Origin of the sequence: Sphingopyxis sp., from assembly GCF_965227415.1 — a bacterium.
Lineage (GTDB): Bacteria > Pseudomonadota > Alphaproteobacteria > Sphingomonadales > Sphingomonadaceae > Sphingopyxis.
This window is the reverse complement of the sequence record NZ_OZ245749.1, coordinates 2,465,470-2,481,263: the sequence shown is the minus strand read 5'-3', so window position 1 is coordinate 2,481,263 and position 15,794 is coordinate 2,465,470. Positions and strand designations below refer to the sequence as shown.

Sequence of the window (15,794 nt, the reverse complement as noted above, 5' to 3'; positions counted from 1 at the left end):
TAGCGATGCTACCCGCTGCACCCGCCCGAACCCGATATCTTCGCCATTTCGACGCCTCGAACGTGCAATCAATGGGTCCTTACCCTAAGCTGCCCGGCGACGGGCATCCATGCCCGCCGCATCAAAGGTATGGATCATGGCCAAAAGCCAGAAGAAATCGAGCCGCGAAGCCCGCAAGCCCAAGGCCGAAAAGCCGAAGAAGCCCAATGCGAGCAATCCGTCGACCAAGGTCGGCGTCGTCGCGGGGCTCGACAATATGAAGAAATGACCGCGCCGCGCGCGGCGGAAAGCATGAGGCAGCCATGGTGAAAGCAGTTTGGAACGGCGCCGTCATCGCCGACAGCGACGAGACGGTGGTCGTCGAGGGCAATCATTATTTCCCGCGCGCCGCGGTCGATGCGTCGCTGCTGTCGGACAGCGCGACGACGAGCATCTGTCCGTGGAAGGGCGTGGCGCATTATCATCATGTCACCGTCGACGGGCGCGTGAACGCAGATGCCGCCTGGTATTATGCCGACCCGAAGGAGGCGGCGTCGGCGATTCGCGATCGCATCGCTTTCTGGAAGGGCGTCGAGGTCGGCTGACCCGTTCGTTTCGATGGCCGATATCCCACACATCCTGGTCGATGCCGACGCCTGTCCGGTGAAAGACGAAATCTATCGGGTCGCGTGGCGGCACGAGGCGCCGGTGAAAGTCGTGAGCAACAGTCGGCTGCGCGTGCCCGAGCACGCCCTGATCGAACGGATCGTGGTGTCGGATGGCTTCGACGCCGCCGACGACTGGATCGCCGAGGCCGCCGACGCGCGCAGCATCGTGATTACCGCCGACATATTGCTCGCCGATCGCGCGCTGAAAGCCGGGGCGGTCGTGCTTGCGCCGACCGGCAAGCCGTTCACCATGGCCTCGATCGGCCCGGCCATTGCGACGCGCGCGATCATGGCCGACCTGCGCGCCGGCGGCGACCAGATCGGCGGACCGCCGCCTTTTTCAAAGGCCGACCGCTCGCAGTTTTTGCAGGCACTCGACGCGGCGCTGGTGCGGTTGAAGCGCGGATAGATTTTCTCGCCGCCGCCGGGGCCCGCGATTCGGGGCCGGTGCGGGCCGCTCAGTTGCCCGCGCTGCGGTGCCGGAAAAAGGCCAGCAACAGCACGACCGAGATCACCCCGACCATCATCCCTGCGGTGGTCGTGATCATGTTGATCGATTCGGCCGGATTGTTCGAATTCCATGCGCCGCTTCGGGTCCGGTCGACCATCCACCACGCGCCGCACACGACGATCGCGTCGAGCAGCACGAGCCCGAGCAGGGCACGCATCGATTTCTTCATTACACACTCCCCCTTGTGAATTCGGATGATTCTATCAGATTGGTGGGCGCGGTCTATTCCGTTTGACCCCGCTGGCTGGCGGACGCATATTTTCGCCATGCCCCGGATTTACACGACTTTCGCTGAATTCTGGCCCTTTTACCTGCGCGAGCATAGCAAGGCGTCGACGCGGGCGCTGCATTATGTCGGGACGAGCCTCGTCGTGCTGATCGCGATTGCGGCGGTGCTGACGGGGCGGTTGGGGTGGCTGATCGTGCTACCCGTCGCGGGCTATTTCTTTGCCTGGATCGCGCATTTCGGGGTCGAGAAGAACCGGCCGGCGACTTTTACCTATCCGCTATGGAGCCTTGCTGCCGACTTCAGGATGTGGGGCCTCTGGCTGACCGGGCGGCTGGGACCCGAACTCGATCGCGCGGGCGTCGACCGCACGTCGCGCTGAATCCCTAAATCCCACGCCGCGTCCGAAAGGCGTGGAAGCTGGACGGGGCTGCGCGTAAGCTGTTCGCGGCCTGACGGCCCTTTCCCGAGTCCCGCCGATCAAGCCCCCGCTGATTAAACCCCCGCTGATCCAACTGAGGAGATTGCCCATGACCGTCAATCGCGCATCCGCCCGCTACGAAGGCTTCGGCAAGGAAGGCAAGGGATCGATCACGACCAAATCGGGGGTGCTGAATGCGCAGCCCTATGGTTTCGGCACGCGCTTCGAGGGTCTGCCCGGCACCAATCCCGAAGAGCTGATCGCTGCGGCGCACGCTGCCTGCTTCACCATGGCGCTGTCGTTCGGGCTCGCGCGCGCGGGCTATTCGGGCGACACGCTCGAAACCAGCGCCGAGGTGACGCTCGATCAGGTCGACGGCGGCTTCGAAATTTCCAAATCGGCGCTGACGCTGACCGGCAAGGTGCCGGGGATTTCGGCCGAGGAATTCGCGGCGATCGCAAAAGAGGCCGAGATGAACTGTCCGGTGTCGAAGCTGCTCGATTGTGAAATCACGCTCGAGCACAGTCTCGAAAGCTAGGCGGCCCGCTGAAGCGGGCCTCGAGGATCAAGCGGCCCGCAGGAGCGGCGCAGGCAGTTCGTCCGCCATGAAGTCGAACGCGCCCTGCGCCGGGGGTGCGAGCGTCCAGCTTTGCAGCACGCGGTGGCGGTGGTGGCCGACATGGCTTTCGATCAGCACGAGCTGGTCGGGGATCCAGTTCCACGCGAGCGGGACGGGCTCGAAGTCGCATTTGCCATGGCCGAGCGTGACATGCGGGCGAAGGCCCGAGTGGCGGTGCATCGGTTCGATGTCGTAGGGCGCGAGTAGCGCGACGATCGTGGCATAAAGCTGGCGGATGTCGGCGACGCTGCCGACGGTGACCAGTTCGGCACCCATTTCCTTGCCGACGATGCGGCCGAAGGGGATCGGACTGGCGGCAGGCAGACCGGCGTCGAAGGCGCTGGCGACGCGCTGGCGCAGGAAGGGATGCGGCGCCATCGTCTCGGCGATCGTGCACAGCGTCAGATGATAGTGATGAGGTTTCAGCCCGGCGAACAGATCGCCGGGAACGGGCGGCAATTGGCGCGCAAGCCAGCCGGCGCGATCTGCGGCGACCTGAAAGCCCAGGAAATAGCGGAACATCGGCGTCATCGGTCTTCCTCCGAATCGGATTATGTTCCTATTATGTTCCTAGTCGCGACGAGAGTCGAATCCTTGCGTCACTGGCAATTGCCGGCGCGCTTCTCTTCCTTGCCCGCGGCGAGGAACCAGCGCGATTTCGCGGCATCGGCTTCCTCGTCATAATAGCAGACGTCGGCCGCGCCGGTGCGCGGGTCGATCAGCACCGCCCATTGGTGCGGCCCGCAATTATGCGCTTCGCAGGCCCAGGCCATCACCTTGTCGCCCTTCATCTCGATCGGGGCCGACGGCCCCTCGGTCGTCGCGATCGCCTTGCGGACGGCGGCATCCTTTACGGTTGCCGCGATTCCCGCCTTGACGAGCACATGGTCGTTCCATGCAACGCCGTCGACCTTGTCGAACGGATATTTGCCAACATAGGAGGCAAGCTTAGAACCGGCGGTCGGGGGCAGCGGCGAGGTGACGGTCGGCCCTGCGGCTTCGGTGGTGCCGGCGGCGGGCGGACTTGCAGAGGGCGCACTGGCGGCGGGCGCGGCGGTGGCGGACGCCTCGGACTGGGGCGCTCCGGACCTCGGCGCCTCGGCTGCGGCCTTGTCGGCTTTGGCGCCGCAGGCGGCAAGCGCCAGCGCAGCAGCGAAGGCGAGAAACGGGACGCGGTCGAACGGCATGCGGCTTTCTCCTGCTATCGCGCCTTGTGTATCATGGCATGGACGCGAAAAACATCCGCTGGAGGAATGCATCGGCGCCGGCCGGGCGCTGCTTCGCCATGCCGGGATCAGGTGTCCAGCAGTGTCCGCTCTTCGGCCGGCGTGTAGGGGCTGTCGCCGACGTCGGGCATCTGCTGGCGGTTCGCCTGCCACTCGGGATGGTGGTTGCGCAGCATATAGATGACAAATTGTTCCGACGCTTCGGCGCGTTCGTCGGGGTCGATCCCGGCATCGTCGGCGGCGAGGGCTTCGAGCCGCGGAAGAGCTTCGGGCGGGCAGCTCAGCACGAGGCTGGCCCAAAGGCCATCCTTGTCATGGTCGGCGGCAAAGCCCGACGCGATCCCGGCGTCGAACAGGCGCTGGCGAAGGGCGCGGACATCGGGGTCGGCGTCGAGCGCAAGGAGAGTCGCCCGCGTATCCGCACGCCAGGCATCCTGCCCGGGCCCCTCGGCGTCGGCATGGCTGATGCGTTCGGTGACCGCAATATGATCTTCGGGAGCGCCGGGAGCATTCAACGCGCAGGATGTGAGCCCGACGAGTGCGACGTGCGGGCGAAGTGCGAGGCGCAGTCGCGTGCGGCTGTCGGCAGCCGGATCGGCCGCGGTCATGGGCGGGCTCCGGGGCCGGTTTCAGCTCCTTGATTTGTCGGGCGATTTGTCGCCGCTATCCTGTTTACCACCAACGTCGCCCTCCATCGCGCGGCGAATTTCCGCGCGCTGTGACGGGGCGTAGAGATTGTCGGCGCCGGAATAAAGTCCCTTCAGGAACGCAAAATCCCATTGCGTCAGCGTCAGCGGGACTTCGGCGTCGCCGGGCGCGTCGAGTGCGCGAAGGATCGTCGGCGCCGCGGTCGTTCCCAGTTTCTCGGGGTCGATCCGCGCCAGGCCGCGCATCATCGCATAATCGGCAATCTGCGTCGTCGTGAAGCCTTCGAGCGCGCGGCTGTCGATCACGACGACCGCGCCGGAAATATAAGGACGCGCCGCCGCCGTGATGCGCGAGGGGCTGTTCGTTGTGCGGTTCACCGGAATGCCCTGTTCGAACATTACCGGCTTGCCATCCGCGTTGAGTTTCCCCTCGACCTGCCACGCGGTCGCCGCGCCGCGTTGCGCGAAAATCTTGCGCATCTCGCCCGGCGAACGATCGCCGAACATGAAGCCATGATCGCGCCGCAAGCCGGCCAGGAATCCAGCCTTGTCGGGAGTGACGATAATCAGCAGATTGGGGCCGCAGTCAGCCGGGGCGACCTCCAGCCCGATGCCTTCGGCCACCATCCGCATCCGCGCTTCGACCGTGGCGCGTTGCGCGTCGGTGAAGCCAAGCGCGCGGGGGCAGAGCGCCCGTTCGTAGCGGCTGATCTGGCTGCGCGGCGATCCGGGGGTCAGCGCGCTGACGAACGATTCGATCTGCTGTTCGATATCCTTCTGCCCGGTGACGACGATCTCGTCGTCCTTGTCGGGCGCCGCCGCAAACGCAGGAAGCGCGGCGGCGGTGAAGATTAGAACGGCGGCGATACGCGCGATACGCATGATGGGCTCCCTGGTCCGGTGGCGGCCGCCCCGCAATGCGCCGTTATCGCCCAGCAGCCCAGCGCGCTTCGACGCGAGGTCGGCACGCATCGACGAGCGGATGACGGACAGGCGGTTCGGTGGCGCTGACCGAACTTGTCATTTCCTTTCCGCAGGATATCCTGGGTCGGGGAGCAACGACATGGCCAAGAATATTTCCCCCGGTTCCGCCAAGGATGGCGCGCCCGTCCTGCTCGCTGGCGGCAATCCGCAGATTCCCAAGGGTGAGGGCGATGCGCCGGTGCAGGCCTATATTGCGGCGATGCCGGGGTGGAAGTCGGCGGCCTGGGCGCGCCTCGACGCGCTGATCGAGCGCGTGGTGCCGGGCGTGCGCAGGGCAGTGAAATGGAACTCGCCGCTCTATGGCGCGCCGGGCGACGCGCCGAACCGCTGGTTTCTCAGCATCCATTGCTTCGACCGATATATCAAGGTCGCCTTCTTTCGCGGCGCGATGCTGACGCCTGTACCTCCGGTGGCGTCGAAGAGCGGCGATACGCGCTATGTCCATATTCGCGAAGACGACACGATCGACGAGGCGGCGTTTGCGGACTGGATCCGCCAGGCGAGCGCGATCCCCGGCGAGGCATTGTGAAAGGACAGCCATGCACGACGAAGACCCTTCGGCGCTGATCGATGCCAAGCTCGCGTCGCTCGGCGACTGGCGCGGCGACACGCTGGCGACGCTGCGCGCGCTGATCCGCGCGGCCGATCCGGCGATCGAGGAAACGGTCAAATGGCGCAAGCCGACCAATCCCGCGGGGGTTCCGACGTGGGAACGCGCGGGCGTGCTGTGCGCCGGCGAGACGTACAAGGACAAGGTCAAGCTGACCTTTGCCAAGGGGGCGTCGCTCGACGATCCGAAGCGGCTGTTCAATGCGAGCCTCGACGGCAATGTCCGCCGCGCGATCGATTTCGCCGAAGGTGACGGCATCGACGAGGACGCGTTCAAGGCGCTGGTCCGCGGCGCGGTTGCGGCGAATCTGGCGAAGCCGGCGCGATCGAAGGGATAGGTGGCGGCCCAGCGCCATGCCCCCAGCGCCCCGCCGCGTCCGACGGCAGGCGAAGCTTGCGCTTGATCTCAACCGAAGTTGAGATTTCATAAGGAGCGGCAGGTGATTCGAGAGGAGCATTCGTCCATGTTGCATGACAGCCCGCCGCCGCGATCCGGCGCTGCGGCACCCGCCGCCGAACCCGCAGACGACAGCGATTTCCTGGCGCACTATCTGGCGCGCATCGGGCTGCCCGCGGCGCCCGCGCCGACGGTGAACGGGCTGGCCGAATTGCAGGCGGCGCATATCGCGGCGATCCCGTTCGAGGCGCTCGACGCGCTGACCGGCGCGGGGGTCGACATCGGCGCCGACGCGGTCGCGGCAAAGCTGATCGACCGGCGGCGCGGCGGCTATTGCTTCGAACAGAACGCGCTGTTCCTGCGGGTGCTGGTCGCGCTGGGCTTTCGCGCCGAAGGATTGATCGGGCGGGTGCGATGGATGCTGCCCGACGATGCGCCGCCGACGCCGCGCACGCATATGACGGTGCGCGTGTGGCTGGACGGGCGGCCGTGGCTCGCCGATGTCGGTTTCGGCGCCGCAGTGCCGCCGCAGCCGCTGGCGATGGACCATGGCGACGCGCAGCCGACGCGGCACGAAAGCTATCGCATCCGGCCCCGCGCCGGCGGTCACCGCGTCGAGGCTGACATCGCCGGCGAATGGCATGTGCTGTATGACCTGGACGATGCGCCCGCACCGGCGATCGATTACGAGCTCGGCAACTGGTACACGTCGCAACATCCGGCTTCGCACTTTCGCAACCAGCTGGTCGCGGCGCGGACGACGGCCGAGGCGCGGCACGGTCTGCGCGACAACCGGCTGACGATCCGCCGCGCCGACGGCAGCAGCGAGCAGCGATACCTGACCGCCGACGAGATCGAGGCCGCGCTGGCCACCGTCTTTCTGCTCACCCCCGAGCCCGGCTGGCGCCACGCCATCGAACGCGCGGCGACTGCGGAAATCATCCGTTAGGCGTGGCCCGCTGTGCAGCCCGCCGTCGCCGCCGGACACGGCCGCGATCAGTCGATGATCGGCGCGCCTTCGGCCTGAAGCCTGGCCAGATTGTCCTTCATCGCCTGTAGTATTTCGGGCGGGTGCGGGTCCCAGCTTTCGACCTCGCCCACCACGCGCAGCGGCGACTGGCTGCGATAGCTGCGCGTCGGGTTGCCGGGAAATTTCTGGTCGGTCAGATTGGGATCGTCGAACCAGTCGCCCGTCGGCTGCACGATATAGATGCGCTCGCGGCCGTCCCCTGCGGCGAGTTCGCAGCCCCAGATCGCCGATTCCAGCGCGGCGCTGAAATAGATCCACGACATCGGCGCCGCCTGGTAATTGCTGGTCCAACCGGCGGCGAGCAGGTCGCCGGCCGCCAGGTCGGCGCGGGTGCCGTGATAGAAGGTCGCGCCCGTGTCGGGGCCGGTGGGACTGTGCGTCATCGTCGGGCTCGCATCGGCTGTCGTTGGGCGGGCCAGCGTGTCAAAATTCCCGCGTCGCTGCCAGATAAATCGGTGCCCTGTCGGCGTCGGACCAGGCGCCCAAAAGAAAACGCCCGGGGGTGACCCGGGCGTTCTGCTTTTCGGATCTGGCGATGGATCAGCCGAAGGAGACCGTCACGCGCGGCTGCGCCGAGCGGCGGCGCATCGCTGCGCCCACGGCGCCGATGCCAGCCAGCATCATCACCCATGTCGCCGGTTCGGGAACGCCGGGGGCGGCGTCGATCCGGAATGCATAGTTGGTGAACGTCGCGCCCCTCGCATTGTCACTGACATAGGCCGATGCCGCAGCGGTCGGAGTGGCAAGCGGATATCCCGTCGTCGGGCCGTAAAACTGGCCCAGATATTTGCTGGAATAGTCCTGGGCGAGCAACGAGCCGCCATCGCCCTGATTGCCGTTATACCCAATGACCGAATACCAGGCCATATTGTTGATGTTCGCGACCAGATTGTCGACCGTCGAAATGACGTAATCCGAAGCCAATCCGCCAAAAAGCAGCGCCGCCGCTTCCTGGCCGGTATAGGCGAGCGGGCCGTTCGGGGGCGAGCCCGACCAGCTGGGACCCTGATCGACCGTCCAGCTGCCGGCGAAAACCGTTGCAGCCTGCGCGGGAAGCGAAGCGAACGTGCTGATCGCGGTCATCGCCAGTAAGATCGTCTTTTTCATAGCCCACCCTTTTGTATCGCCTGGTCCGCAAAGAGCCGGCGTTCGCAGCAAAGAATTCGTGCGACTGATAATATTTATTAAGCGTTCTTAACAGGAAAGCAATTCCGAACAAGCGAATAGCGTCCCGTTACGGGACATTTGCGCCGCCGTCGCTCCGGCGATTTCGCGCCCGCGGCGGACGGCGCTGACCATCCGCCGAGCGCAGATCATTCGATATCGTCGGAGGGGTCGAGCCGCACGACCCAGACCGGATGCCCCTCGGGCGACAGCGCGATGTCGTGGCTGGGGACCATGTCGGCCCCGGTCTCGATCCAGCCGCGCCCGTCGCACTTGGGGCAGGGCACGCGGATCGAGCGGTGGCTGATCAGGTCGATCTGGCTGTTCCACTGACCATGTCCCGCGCAGACCGGGCAACGCACGTCGAGGTCGCCGGTGCGCGGACGCGGCGAAATACCGTCGAGCGCGTGCGGATCGTGCGGGCCGGCGCAATGGACGATGTTCGAGGGGTGCGACATGGGGAAGTCCTTGGGGCGGAAGGCCGAGGATAGGCCGGGCCGCGGATATCGGCAAGCGGGCGCGGGCCGGCGAAAACACGCCATGAACCCCGTTCGCTCGACACGAACGGAAAGGGAGCGCGGCTCGATCGGAAACGACCGCCGGACGACAACATGCCGATGGCGTGGTAAAAGTGCAGATCGGAAGGGGCGCCGATCGGGAGGGGCAAGGCGAGATGATGGAGAGTTTTGGGGCACTGGTCGGATGGGAGCATCATGATGCGGGCGACCACATCATGCTCCGGATCGAAAGCGTGCAGACGTCCGAAGCGGCCAAGACGCACGACTCCGACTTGTTCCGGTTCCTGATGACCAAGCAGCAAGCGGCGATCCTGGGCAATTATCTGGTCCGGATTTCCGGCCAATCGCCGGTCGTTCCGAAAAAGTGGGGCTGGTTTCGTCGTCGCTTCGGCTGAGGGGGAGGGGCCTTTCGGTCGCGCGGCCGGCATGTCTGCGGCACGGGAGAATATCGCACTCTCGTCATCCCGGACTTGATCCGGGATCCACTATGACCGCGCGGTTATGGATCCCGGATCAAATCCGGGATGACGAATGTCGGACGGCGAAACGCCCGCTCTTCCCTCCAACGCCGTCGCTGTCAGCCCGCATCCCCGCGCAGCGGCCAGCGGCCATGTTCGACATGCGTGGTCTTGCCGACGATGCTTTCCATCAGGATGATTTCGCCCACCGTCCAGCCGATCGGCGGCATCTTCTTGCCCAGAGTCTCGGCCCCCAGCCGGTCGCCGCGATAGTTGATCGTGATGTGCGGTTCGGGTGTGGTGCCGTCCATGATCGGCGCCTTCTCGCGCAGCAGATGGTTCACCAGCGCCTTCTGAAACGCCCGCGCCTCGGCCAGCGGATCGCGGGTGCGCAGCGTCACCGCCTTGCGGTTCTCGATCCGGTCGAAGCGGAGCGGGAAGGGGGCGGCGGCGAAGCCGTCCAGCGCGGCGATGGTCGCGGGCAGCCACTCGGGCGGCGCATAGTGCAGGTCGTAGAGCGAGATGAGGGTGACATGGAGGAGGTGCGGCCCGCGCGAAGGATCGTTGCGCGGCAGCGCGGCGATCTGCGCCTGCACCTCTGGCGGCGGCTTGACCATGACGTAGAGGGGGTTTCGGGCGCGCATGGGTTGGAGTGTAGCATGGTGTGGCGACGAGGCCGACTGTCGAGCGTTCCGTGGGGCCCCGGCCAATCAGTGGAAATTTGGAAGCTCTGTACCTGTCAACGTAATCCCGATGGTCTCGGCTAAACCAATATTTGTTCCTCAACCCGCTTTACGCCAAGCGGAGAGATCTCCACCGTCTTTGATTTAACGTCGTATTCCAAAAGTTTCGCTTTGTGGGCTGGTCTGAGGACATCTCGCCGAAACACAGACGCATTGGAATGCTCGATATAGTCTACCAGCGTAGCCTCGCCCATTGGTTCGACTTCACTGTAGAGCATCAGTAGCGCCTTATTGAGCATGGTCAGATCGGGCTTTAGAATCCGCTTCTTGTCCCCGGTCCTCCAAACCACGTCGATATGCCTGTCGGTGAGAGATTCGACGATGCGTGTAGCTTCGTCGGTGGGAACACCATGAAAAATCCTGATAAACTCGCCAACAATCCATTTAGCCATATGTAGAACGCACACGGCGTCCATATGAGACGGATCAACGTCCCCCCCGATATGGCCTACATTTCGTCCGTTCCTAATTTCGTAGAGCGCTACGATCATGCGTGGTATCTGGAGGCGAACCGACCGGCCAAAGCTCACGGGCGCATTCTCTAGCTTCTGGCAATCTGGAAGCATTCTGTCTGGCTTTTTCGGTATGCTTGGATAGGCGCCGTCAACATATCCTTTTAGGATTGCATAGCTGGCCTCGCATAGCTTGCCGCCGTTCAACTCTGCCGGCTCCCATCGCCGTTCGCGAAAGTTCCTCTCAATCTCTTTATATCGCTTAAAGAGTTCGTCCTCGTATGCATCGGGAACGTTGAGAAGGAGCTTCCTCATGTGCCAGCGCCCATCTTGTGTTCGACGTAATTCTCTCCGCCAACAGCGACTTTGAGATCGCTTTGATCAGAGGTGTCGAGCCAGCCCTCTACGCCGGCCTTGCTCAGCGCGTTCGCCAAGTTCGCTGGAACCTGCCAAGACAGATGCTTGTAGAACGTGTAAACTTGAGAAATATTGACCGCTTCGATTTCAAGAATTTTGCTGATATAGTAAACTGCCACCAAGACTTTTTCTAGATGATTCTTAGGGCTCTTATTATTTGAAAATTCTATAGCAGATTCCTTGCCGTTCGGCATGAGATTCAACTGTTTATCGATTGAAATTACCGACTTGCTCTTTTTCGAAGCTTTGGGTCCGGCGCTTTTGCTAGAAATTTTGGACAAGAAAATCATGGGGCCTATATACTTGTGTGACCCATTGACGTGGGTCCATTAAACACCTATAAGAACGTCATCGACACGGAGAACAGCGATGACGACAACCTTCAACAGCCTCCTCCAGATGATGCAAGCCATCCCCGACGAGCAGGCGGCAATTGACCATTTCACCGGCATTCGTTGGAAGAACGGCGCGTTCTGCCCCCATTGCCAGTCAACCAAGGTCTATCACTTTTCGGATGGCAAAACGCACAAGTGCGGCGACTGCCGCAAGCGGTTCTCGATCCGCGTCGGCACCATCTTTGAGGACAGCAAATTGCCGCTGCGCACTTGGATGCTGGCAATCTGGCTTATCACGTCGCACAAGAAGGGCATCGCCAGCACCCAACTCGCGAAGGATTTGGGCATCACCCAAAAGAGCGCGTGGTTTGTCACCCATCGCCTTCGCCATGCCATCCGCACCCAATCGTTCAACCGCCCGCTGTCCGGCGCGGTCGAGGCCGACGAGACGTTCATCGGCGGCAAGGAAAAGAACAAACACGCTTGGCAGCGCACCGGCGGCAAGCAGGGCGGTAAGGGCAAGATTGCGGTGCTGGGCATCTTAGAGCGCGACGGCGAACTTCGCACCGGCACGACCCCTACGCTGTCGGCGCGCAACGTCCAGAGCGTCATCCGTAGCCAAGTCGAGCCGGGTTCCTCCCTGATGACCGACGAGCATGGTTCGTTCGTCGGCCTCGGTCGCGATTACACCCATCACCGCGTCAATCATTCGGCGGGTGAATATGTCCGCAACTACTGCCTTCATACCAACGGCATCGAAAGCGTCTGGGCGCTGTTTAAGCGCCAGATCATCGGCACCCACCATTGGCTTTCGCCGAAGCACATTAACGCCTACCTTGGCGAAATGACGTGGCGCTTCAATCTCCGTTCGATCGACGAGGGCGACCGCGTGAACGCGCTCCTGTCGCAGACCCATGGGCGCTTGACCTACAAGGCGCTGATCGCATGACCGGCCAGCGCGAGCGGCCCCTTGGGCTGGATATGCCATTTGACGAGGCGCTGGAGCGGTTCATCGGGACCGACCCCAAGGAACTGCCCGACAAGGTGAAACTGACACGAAAAAAGCCCCCGCCGAAGCGGGGGCCAGGTGACGACGGAAACGCGGAGCAGCCTTAGCTACTGGTTGCGGAAGTGGGCGCGGACGTATTCAACACGCCCGAACCTGATGCGGAAATATGCTTGGATATAGACCATCGGTCCCTCCATCGCATGATGTGGGTTGCGTCCGGGTCCGATTGGTGCGACTGTTTGATTGCTTAGATCGGTCGCTTCGGCACCGGCACGAAGGGTCACCCGCGAGGGTGGCCTTTTTCGTTTCTGCTATCTCACGGTCCCATGTTCATGCTCCATCGGCTGCCCGGCTTTCCGGGTTGATGGAGAGACCTTGGGTGGAACGAAAATCGCCGTCCATATTCGCGTCAAATTCGCCGATAATTCGCGGCTAAATCGCCATCATTTGTCGCGAATTGCAGGTTTTCCGCGCTTTTGTGGTCCACGTAAATCGCGGACTCTCTGCCTTGCTACTTTGTTCTCGGGGAACATTGCGCGGGCGGATCGGATGGCAAAATCCTCAACCGCATTTGGATGAATTGCAGTGAAAATCTCGTGCCACCTGTCAAGGTCAGCTTGGCTAACGTCAGGCTTCAGGGCGTCATCGCCGCTAGGCTCTTGTCGCTGCGATGGGAGGGGATTGTCTACTCCGCCGGGCAGGCCATCAGGCCAAAATCGGATGCCAAAAAACTCGATCTCGCCTTGCCAACTTGTTCGGCCCATCGTCTCAGGTACCAGAATTCTGAAATATCCAGTTTCCCAAAAGCCATCGTCAGGAGCGGGAACATCAACGTGCCAAACCCAGCTGTCCAGCATTGCGCGGGAAATCCGCGTTCCCATCCCATTTATGAAACTGATGGCTTCGTGGCAAACGGCTTGGACCCGTGAGCTTTTCAGCTCGCGGTGCATTTGCGTCACCGACAGCTCTCGAGTGCTGAACTTGAAGCGTTCTAATGCCGCTGAGGGCAAAATGCATTGCGCATAGGTATCGTCGAACGCCTCCGAGATATCGGGAACCACAAACGGCTTCTTGTCGCGCTCAGCCTTTGCAGCGGCCAGCTTTCGCTCCCTCTCTATGATCGACTCATAGAGCAGCTTGCTCGCATCCGAATCGCCCGTCGTCATAGGCGCATTTTGCGGAATTATCCCGTTGGGTCAAACAGGTATATAGGCCCCAAAATCATCAGAAGGTGTCGGCGTATCCATAATACGCTGGAGTAAGGTGGATATGACGCATTTTTGTGTTATAAAAATAACGTAATATCAATATATTGTAGAAATAGGCGTTTAACTGCGTATCGCCAGCGTATCATGGTTTCGCCGACACCTAATGAAACGGGGCCCAAAAGGGCCCCGTAGAATTCTGCAATGATGGATCGATAATGTCTAAATCGGAGACAAATCTAGATCGGTCGGAGCATTTTTCACGTGATTCTCAATCATGCTCCCTGCCACCCGCGCCCATATAAAGCTCGCTACCCGTCTCTTTGAACAGCTCGCTCATCTCGGCCATGCCCTTCTCGGCTTCCTCCACCGCAATGAAATTCTCGGCAGGCTGGTTCTGTTTCGCCGCGAACTCGCGCACTTCCTGGCTGATCTTCATCGAGCAGAATTTCGGGCCGCACATGCTGCAGAAATGCGCGGTCTTGGCGCCTTCTGCCGGCAAGGTCTGGTCGTGATATTGCTCCGCCGTGTCGGGGTCGAGCGACAGGTTGAACTGGTCGCGCCAGCGGAATTCGAAGCGCGCTTTCGATAGCGCGTCGTCGCGGACCTGCGCGGCGGGGTGGCCCTTGGCGAGGTCGGCGGCGTGGGCGGCGAGCTTGTAGGTGACGACGCCGACCTTCACATCGTCGCGGTCGGGCAGGCCCAGATGCTCCTTGGGCGTGACGTAGCAAAGCATCGCGGTGCCGTACCAGCCGATCTGCGCGGCGCCGATGCCGCTGGTGATATGGTCGTAGCCCGGCGCGATGTCGGTGGTGAGCGGCCCGAGCGTATAGAAGGGCGCCTCGCCGCACGCCTCCAGCTGCTTTTCCATATTCTCCTTGATCTTGTGCATCGGGACATGGCCCGGGCCCTCGATCATCACCTGGACGTCCTGCGCCCAGGCGCGCTTGGTGAGTTCGCCCAGCGTGTAGAGCTCGGCAAACTGCGCCTCGTCGTTCGCGTCATAGATGCTGCCGGGGCGCAGGCCGTCGCCGAGGCTGTAGGCGACGTCATACGCCTTCATGATCTCGGTAATCTCGTCGAAGCGTTCGTAGAGGAAGCTTTCCTTGTGATGCGCGAGGCACCATTTCGCCATGATGCTGCCGCCGCGCGACACGATGCCGGTCATGCGCTTTGCCGCGAGCGGGACGTAGGGCAGGCGGACGCCGGCGTGGATGGTGAAATAGTCGACGCCCTGTTCGGCCTGCTCGATCAGCGTGTCGGCGAAGATCTCCCACGTCAGGTCCTCGGCGACACCGCCGACCTTTTCGAGCGCCTGATAGATGGGGACGGTGCCGATCGGGACGGGCGAGTTGCGGATGATCCATTCGCGCGTGTCGTGGATGTTGCGCCCGGTCGACAGGTCCATGACGGTGTCGGCGCCCCAGCGGATCGACCAGACCATCTTGTCGACCTCGGCCGCGACGTCGGATGCGACCGCACTGTTGCCGATATTGGCGTTGATCTTGACGAGGAAGTTGCGGCCGATAGCCATCGGCTCGCTCTCGGGGTGGTTGATGTTGCTGGGGATGATCGCGCGGCCTCTTGCCACTTCATCACGAACAAATTCGGGCGTGACATAGTCGGGGATGCTCGCGCCGAAGCTTTCGCCGTCGCGCTTATATTCGGCGAGGCGCGCGCGGCCGAGATTTTCGCGCTCGGCGACATATTCCATCTCGGGCGTGATGATGCCGCGGCGGGCATAGTGCATCTGGCTGACGTTCTGCCCCGGCTTGGCGCGGAGCACCTGGCGGCGGACGTTGGGGAAGGCGGGGACGCCGCCGCTGCGGTCGGGGCCGAGCTGGCCGTTATCCTCGGGCTTTACCTCGCGCTGGGTGACCTCCTCGACGTCGCCGCGACCGCGGATCCAGTCGGCGCGAATCTCGGGCAGGCCGGCGTTGATGTCGATCGTCGCATTGGCGTCCGTATAGGGGCCGCTGGTGTCATAGACGCGGACGGGGGGCTCGCCGCTGTGCGGGTCGAGGTCGATCTCGCGCATCGCGACGCGGATGCCGCTGCCGGTCTGCGTCGCGACATGGATCTTGCGGCTGCCACGGATCGGGCCGGTGGTGACGCCGATGGGGGTTGCGGCGCGCCCAATGCTCTTCGCGTCGAGGCGGGAATCGATGTCGGCCAT

24 protein-coding genes are annotated in these 15,794 nt (G+C 63.0%); 11 read left to right on the top strand and 13 right to left on the bottom strand.

Annotated elements, in window-relative coordinates:
- Positions 1 to 136: 136 nt before the first annotated feature.
- The 3 genes from ACO055_RS12165 to ACO055_RS12155 are packed head-to-tail and all read left to right on the top strand — an operon-like array spanning position 137 to position 1,056.
- On the top strand, positions 137 to 268 hold the full coding sequence (locus tag ACO055_RS12165; RefSeq protein ID WP_274520282.1) for a hypothetical protein: 132 nt from the start codon (positions 137 to 139) through the stop codon (positions 266 to 268).
- A gap of 34 nt (positions 269 to 302) precedes the next feature.
- Positions 303 to 584, top strand: coding sequence for a DUF427 domain-containing protein (locus tag ACO055_RS12160; protein ID WP_422059144.1), 282 nt, complete (start codon positions 303 to 305; stop codon positions 582 to 584).
- A 13-nt stretch (positions 585 to 597) separates the two neighbouring features.
- Positions 598 to 1,056 carry a YaiI/YqxD family protein gene (locus ACO055_RS12155; RefSeq protein WP_422059143.1) on the top strand — a complete coding sequence of 153 codons (459 nt, stop codon included), beginning with the start codon at positions 598 to 600 and terminating at the stop codon, positions 1,054 to 1,056.
- Positions 1,057 to 1,105: 49 nt separating this feature from the next.
- Here the strand turns inward: ACO055_RS12155 and ACO055_RS12150 are convergent, their stop codons facing one another.
- Positions 1,106 to 1,327, bottom strand: a complete 222-nt coding sequence (locus tag ACO055_RS12150; protein ID WP_422059141.1) for a hypothetical protein — start codon at positions 1,325 to 1,327, stop codon at positions 1,106 to 1,108.
- 97 nt (positions 1,328 to 1,424) lie between these two features.
- On the opposite strand from ACO055_RS12150, the gene ACO055_RS12145 reads away from it, so the two are divergent.
- Together ACO055_RS12145 and ACO055_RS12140 are read left to right on the top strand one after the other, a co-directional pair.
- The gene (locus tag ACO055_RS12145) at positions 1,425 to 1,766 is read left to right on the top strand and encodes an Mpo1-like protein (protein WP_422059140.1); all 342 of its coding nucleotides are present in this window, start codon (positions 1,425 to 1,427) and stop codon (positions 1,764 to 1,766) included.
- Positions 1,767 to 1,914: 148 nt separating this feature from the next.
- Positions 1,915 to 2,343 (top strand): OsmC family protein, encoded by a 429-nt coding sequence (locus ACO055_RS12140; protein WP_422059139.1) that lies wholly within the window; start codon positions 1,915 to 1,917, stop codon positions 2,341 to 2,343.
- A gap of 27 nt (positions 2,344 to 2,370) precedes the next feature.
- On the opposite strand, the gene ACO055_RS12135 is transcribed toward ACO055_RS12140, so the two are convergent.
- The 4 genes from ACO055_RS12135 to ACO055_RS12120 all read right to left on the bottom strand — a co-directional run bounded on the left by ACO055_RS12135 (position 2,371) and on the right by ACO055_RS12120 (position 5,179).
- The gene (locus ACO055_RS12135) at positions 2,371 to 2,955 is read right to left on the bottom strand and encodes a 2'-5' RNA ligase family protein (protein ID WP_422059138.1); all 585 of its coding nucleotides are present in this window, start codon (positions 2,953 to 2,955) and stop codon (positions 2,371 to 2,373) included.
- Between the two features lie 68 nt (positions 2,956 to 3,023).
- Positions 3,024 to 3,611 carry a hypothetical protein gene (locus tag ACO055_RS12130; protein ID WP_422059137.1) on the bottom strand — a complete coding sequence of 196 codons (588 nt, stop codon included), beginning with the start codon at positions 3,609 to 3,611 and terminating at the stop codon, positions 3,024 to 3,026.
- Between the two features lie 107 nt (positions 3,612 to 3,718).
- Positions 3,719 to 4,258: a hypothetical protein gene (locus ACO055_RS12125; RefSeq protein ID WP_422059136.1), complete on the bottom strand. Its 540-nt coding sequence runs from the start codon at positions 4,256 to 4,258 to the stop codon at positions 3,719 to 3,721.
- A 21-nt stretch (positions 4,259 to 4,279) separates the two neighbouring features.
- Entirely contained in the window at positions 4,280 to 5,179 is a 900-nt protein-coding gene (locus tag ACO055_RS12120; protein ID WP_422059135.1) for a hypothetical protein, read from the bottom strand.
- A gap of 181 nt (positions 5,180 to 5,360) precedes the next feature.
- On the opposite strand from ACO055_RS12120, the gene ACO055_RS12115 reads away from it, so the two are divergent.
- From ACO055_RS12115 to ACO055_RS12105, 3 genes are all read left to right on the top strand, one after another.
- Positions 5,361 to 5,810: a DUF1801 domain-containing protein gene (locus ACO055_RS12115; protein WP_422059134.1), complete on the top strand. Its 450-nt coding sequence runs from the start codon at positions 5,361 to 5,363 to the stop codon at positions 5,808 to 5,810.
- A 10-nt stretch (positions 5,811 to 5,820) separates the two neighbouring features.
- The gene (locus ACO055_RS12110) at positions 5,821 to 6,228 is read left to right on the top strand and encodes a DUF1801 domain-containing protein (protein WP_422059133.1); all 408 of its coding nucleotides are present in this window, start codon (positions 5,821 to 5,823) and stop codon (positions 6,226 to 6,228) included.
- A gap of 126 nt (positions 6,229 to 6,354) precedes the next feature.
- Complete coding sequence (locus ACO055_RS12105; RefSeq protein WP_422059132.1) at positions 6,355 to 7,236, top strand: arylamine N-acetyltransferase family protein; 882 nt, start codon at positions 6,355 to 6,357, stop codon at positions 7,234 to 7,236.
- Between the two features lie 47 nt (positions 7,237 to 7,283).
- On the opposite strand, the gene arr is transcribed toward ACO055_RS12105, so the two are convergent.
- From arr to ACO055_RS12090, 3 genes are all read right to left on the bottom strand, one after another.
- Complete coding sequence (arr, locus tag ACO055_RS12100) at positions 7,284 to 7,700, bottom strand: NAD(+)--rifampin ADP-ribosyltransferase (protein WP_422059131.1); 417 nt, start codon at positions 7,698 to 7,700, stop codon at positions 7,284 to 7,286.
- A 157-nt stretch (positions 7,701 to 7,857) separates the two neighbouring features.
- Positions 7,858 to 8,424, bottom strand: a complete 567-nt coding sequence (locus tag ACO055_RS12095; RefSeq protein ID WP_422059130.1) for a PEPxxWA-CTERM sorting domain-containing protein — start codon at positions 8,422 to 8,424, stop codon at positions 7,858 to 7,860.
- 206 nt (positions 8,425 to 8,630) lie between these two features.
- On the bottom strand, positions 8,631 to 8,939 hold the full coding sequence (locus tag ACO055_RS12090; protein WP_422059129.1) for a hypothetical protein: 309 nt from the start codon (positions 8,937 to 8,939) through the stop codon (positions 8,631 to 8,633).
- A gap of 215 nt (positions 8,940 to 9,154) precedes the next feature.
- Between ACO055_RS12090 and ACO055_RS12085 the strand changes: the two genes are divergently transcribed.
- Positions 9,155 to 9,394, top strand: a complete 240-nt coding sequence (locus ACO055_RS12085; RefSeq protein WP_422059128.1) for a hypothetical protein — start codon at positions 9,155 to 9,157, stop codon at positions 9,392 to 9,394.
- A gap of 182 nt (positions 9,395 to 9,576) precedes the next feature.
- On the opposite strand, the gene ACO055_RS12080 is transcribed toward ACO055_RS12085, so the two are convergent.
- From ACO055_RS12080 to ACO055_RS12070, 3 genes are all read right to left on the bottom strand, one after another.
- Positions 9,577 to 10,101: a 2'-5' RNA ligase family protein gene (locus tag ACO055_RS12080; RefSeq protein ID WP_422059127.1), complete on the bottom strand. Its 525-nt coding sequence runs from the start codon at positions 10,099 to 10,101 to the stop codon at positions 9,577 to 9,579.
- A 119-nt stretch (positions 10,102 to 10,220) separates the two neighbouring features.
- A complete protein-coding gene (locus tag ACO055_RS12075) occupies positions 10,221 to 10,967 on the bottom strand; it encodes a hypothetical protein (RefSeq protein ID WP_422059126.1) in 747 nt (248 codons plus the stop codon).
- Complete coding sequence (locus ACO055_RS12070) at positions 10,964 to 11,359, bottom strand: hypothetical protein (protein WP_422059125.1); 396 nt, start codon at positions 11,357 to 11,359, stop codon at positions 10,964 to 10,966. Before ACO055_RS12070 ends, ACO055_RS12075 begins: the two co-directional genes overlap by 4 nt.
- A 79-nt stretch (positions 11,360 to 11,438) precedes the next feature.
- On the opposite strand from ACO055_RS12070, the gene ACO055_RS12065 reads away from it, so the two are divergent.
- Positions 11,439 to 12,353: an IS1595 family transposase gene (locus ACO055_RS12065; protein WP_422059124.1), complete on the top strand. Its 915-nt coding sequence runs from the start codon at positions 11,439 to 11,441 to the stop codon at positions 12,351 to 12,353.
- Positions 12,350 to 12,520, top strand: a complete 171-nt coding sequence (locus ACO055_RS12060) for a hypothetical protein (RefSeq protein WP_422059123.1) — start codon at positions 12,350 to 12,352, stop codon at positions 12,518 to 12,520. Before ACO055_RS12065 ends, ACO055_RS12060 begins: the two co-directional genes overlap by 4 nt.
- 336 nt (positions 12,521 to 12,856) lie before the next feature.
- On the opposite strand, the gene ACO055_RS12055 is transcribed toward ACO055_RS12060, so the two are convergent.
- Both ACO055_RS12055 and thiC read right to left on the bottom strand, forming a co-directional pair.
- Positions 12,857 to 13,579, bottom strand: a complete 723-nt coding sequence (locus ACO055_RS12055) for a hypothetical protein (protein WP_422059122.1) — start codon at positions 13,577 to 13,579, stop codon at positions 12,857 to 12,859.
- A gap of 310 nt (positions 13,580 to 13,889) precedes the next feature.
- Positions 13,890 to 15,794 carry a phosphomethylpyrimidine synthase ThiC gene (thiC, locus tag ACO055_RS12050; protein ID WP_422059121.1) on the bottom strand — a complete coding sequence of 635 codons (1,905 nt, stop codon included), beginning with the start codon at positions 15,792 to 15,794 and terminating at the stop codon, positions 13,890 to 13,892.

Coding starts and splice junctions, on each gene's coding strand:
- thiC (WP_422059121.1), bottom strand. CDS start 15,794: ATGGCCGACATCGATTCCCGCCTCGACGCGAAGAGCATTGGGCGCGCC.
- ACO055_RS12090 (WP_422059129.1), bottom strand. CDS start 8,939: ATGTCGCACCCCTCGAACATCGTCCATTGCGCCGGCCCGCACGATCCG.
- ACO055_RS12055 (WP_422059122.1), bottom strand. CDS start 13,579: ATGACGACGGGCGATTCGGATGCGAGCAAGCTGCTCTATGAGTCGATC.
- ACO055_RS12060 (WP_422059123.1), top strand. CDS start 12,350: ATGACCGGCCAGCGCGAGCGGCCCCTTGGGCTGGATATGCCATTTGAC.
- ACO055_RS12115 (WP_422059134.1), top strand. CDS start 5,361: ATGGCCAAGAATATTTCCCCCGGTTCCGCCAAGGATGGCGCGCCCGTC.
- ACO055_RS12145 (WP_422059140.1), top strand. CDS start 1,425: ATGCCCCGGATTTACACGACTTTCGCTGAATTCTGGCCCTTTTACCTG.
- ACO055_RS12095 (WP_422059130.1), bottom strand. CDS start 8,424: ATGAAAAAGACGATCTTACTGGCGATGACCGCGATCAGCACGTTCGCT.
- ACO055_RS12130 (WP_422059137.1), bottom strand. CDS start 3,611: ATGCCGTTCGACCGCGTCCCGTTTCTCGCCTTCGCTGCTGCGCTGGCG.
- ACO055_RS12120 (WP_422059135.1), bottom strand. CDS start 5,179: ATGCGTATCGCGCGTATCGCCGCCGTTCTAATCTTCACCGCCGCCGCG.
- arr (WP_422059131.1), bottom strand. CDS start 7,700: ATGACGCACAGTCCCACCGGCCCCGACACGGGCGCGACCTTCTATCAC.
- ACO055_RS12140 (WP_422059139.1), top strand. CDS start 1,915: ATGACCGTCAATCGCGCATCCGCCCGCTACGAAGGCTTCGGCAAGGAA.
- ACO055_RS12105 (WP_422059132.1), top strand. CDS start 6,355: ATGTTGCATGACAGCCCGCCGCCGCGATCCGGCGCTGCGGCACCCGCC.
- ACO055_RS12080 (WP_422059127.1), bottom strand. CDS start 10,101: ATGCGCGCCCGAAACCCCCTCTACGTCATGGTCAAGCCGCCGCCAGAG.
- ACO055_RS12065 (WP_422059124.1), top strand. CDS start 11,439: ATGACGACAACCTTCAACAGCCTCCTCCAGATGATGCAAGCCATCCCC.
- ACO055_RS12160 (WP_422059144.1), top strand. CDS start 303: ATGGTGAAAGCAGTTTGGAACGGCGCCGTCATCGCCGACAGCGACGAG.
- ACO055_RS12075 (WP_422059126.1), bottom strand. CDS start 10,967: ATGAGGAAGCTCCTTCTCAACGTTCCCGATGCATACGAGGACGAACTC.
- ACO055_RS12085 (WP_422059128.1), top strand. CDS start 9,155: ATGATGGAGAGTTTTGGGGCACTGGTCGGATGGGAGCATCATGATGCG.
- ACO055_RS12110 (WP_422059133.1), top strand. CDS start 5,821: ATGCACGACGAAGACCCTTCGGCGCTGATCGATGCCAAGCTCGCGTCG.
- ACO055_RS12150 (WP_422059141.1), bottom strand. CDS start 1,327: ATGAAGAAATCGATGCGTGCCCTGCTCGGGCTCGTGCTGCTCGACGCG.
- ACO055_RS12155 (WP_422059143.1), top strand. CDS start 598: ATGGCCGATATCCCACACATCCTGGTCGATGCCGACGCCTGTCCGGTG.
- ACO055_RS12135 (WP_422059138.1), bottom strand. CDS start 2,955: ATGACGCCGATGTTCCGCTATTTCCTGGGCTTTCAGGTCGCCGCAGAT.
- ACO055_RS12070 (WP_422059125.1), bottom strand. CDS start 11,359: ATGATTTTCTTGTCCAAAATTTCTAGCAAAAGCGCCGGACCCAAAGCT.
- ACO055_RS12125 (WP_422059136.1), bottom strand. CDS start 4,258: ATGACCGCGGCCGATCCGGCTGCCGACAGCCGCACGCGACTGCGCCTC.
- ACO055_RS12165 (WP_274520282.1), top strand. CDS start 137: ATGGCCAAAAGCCAGAAGAAATCGAGCCGCGAAGCCCGCAAGCCCAAG.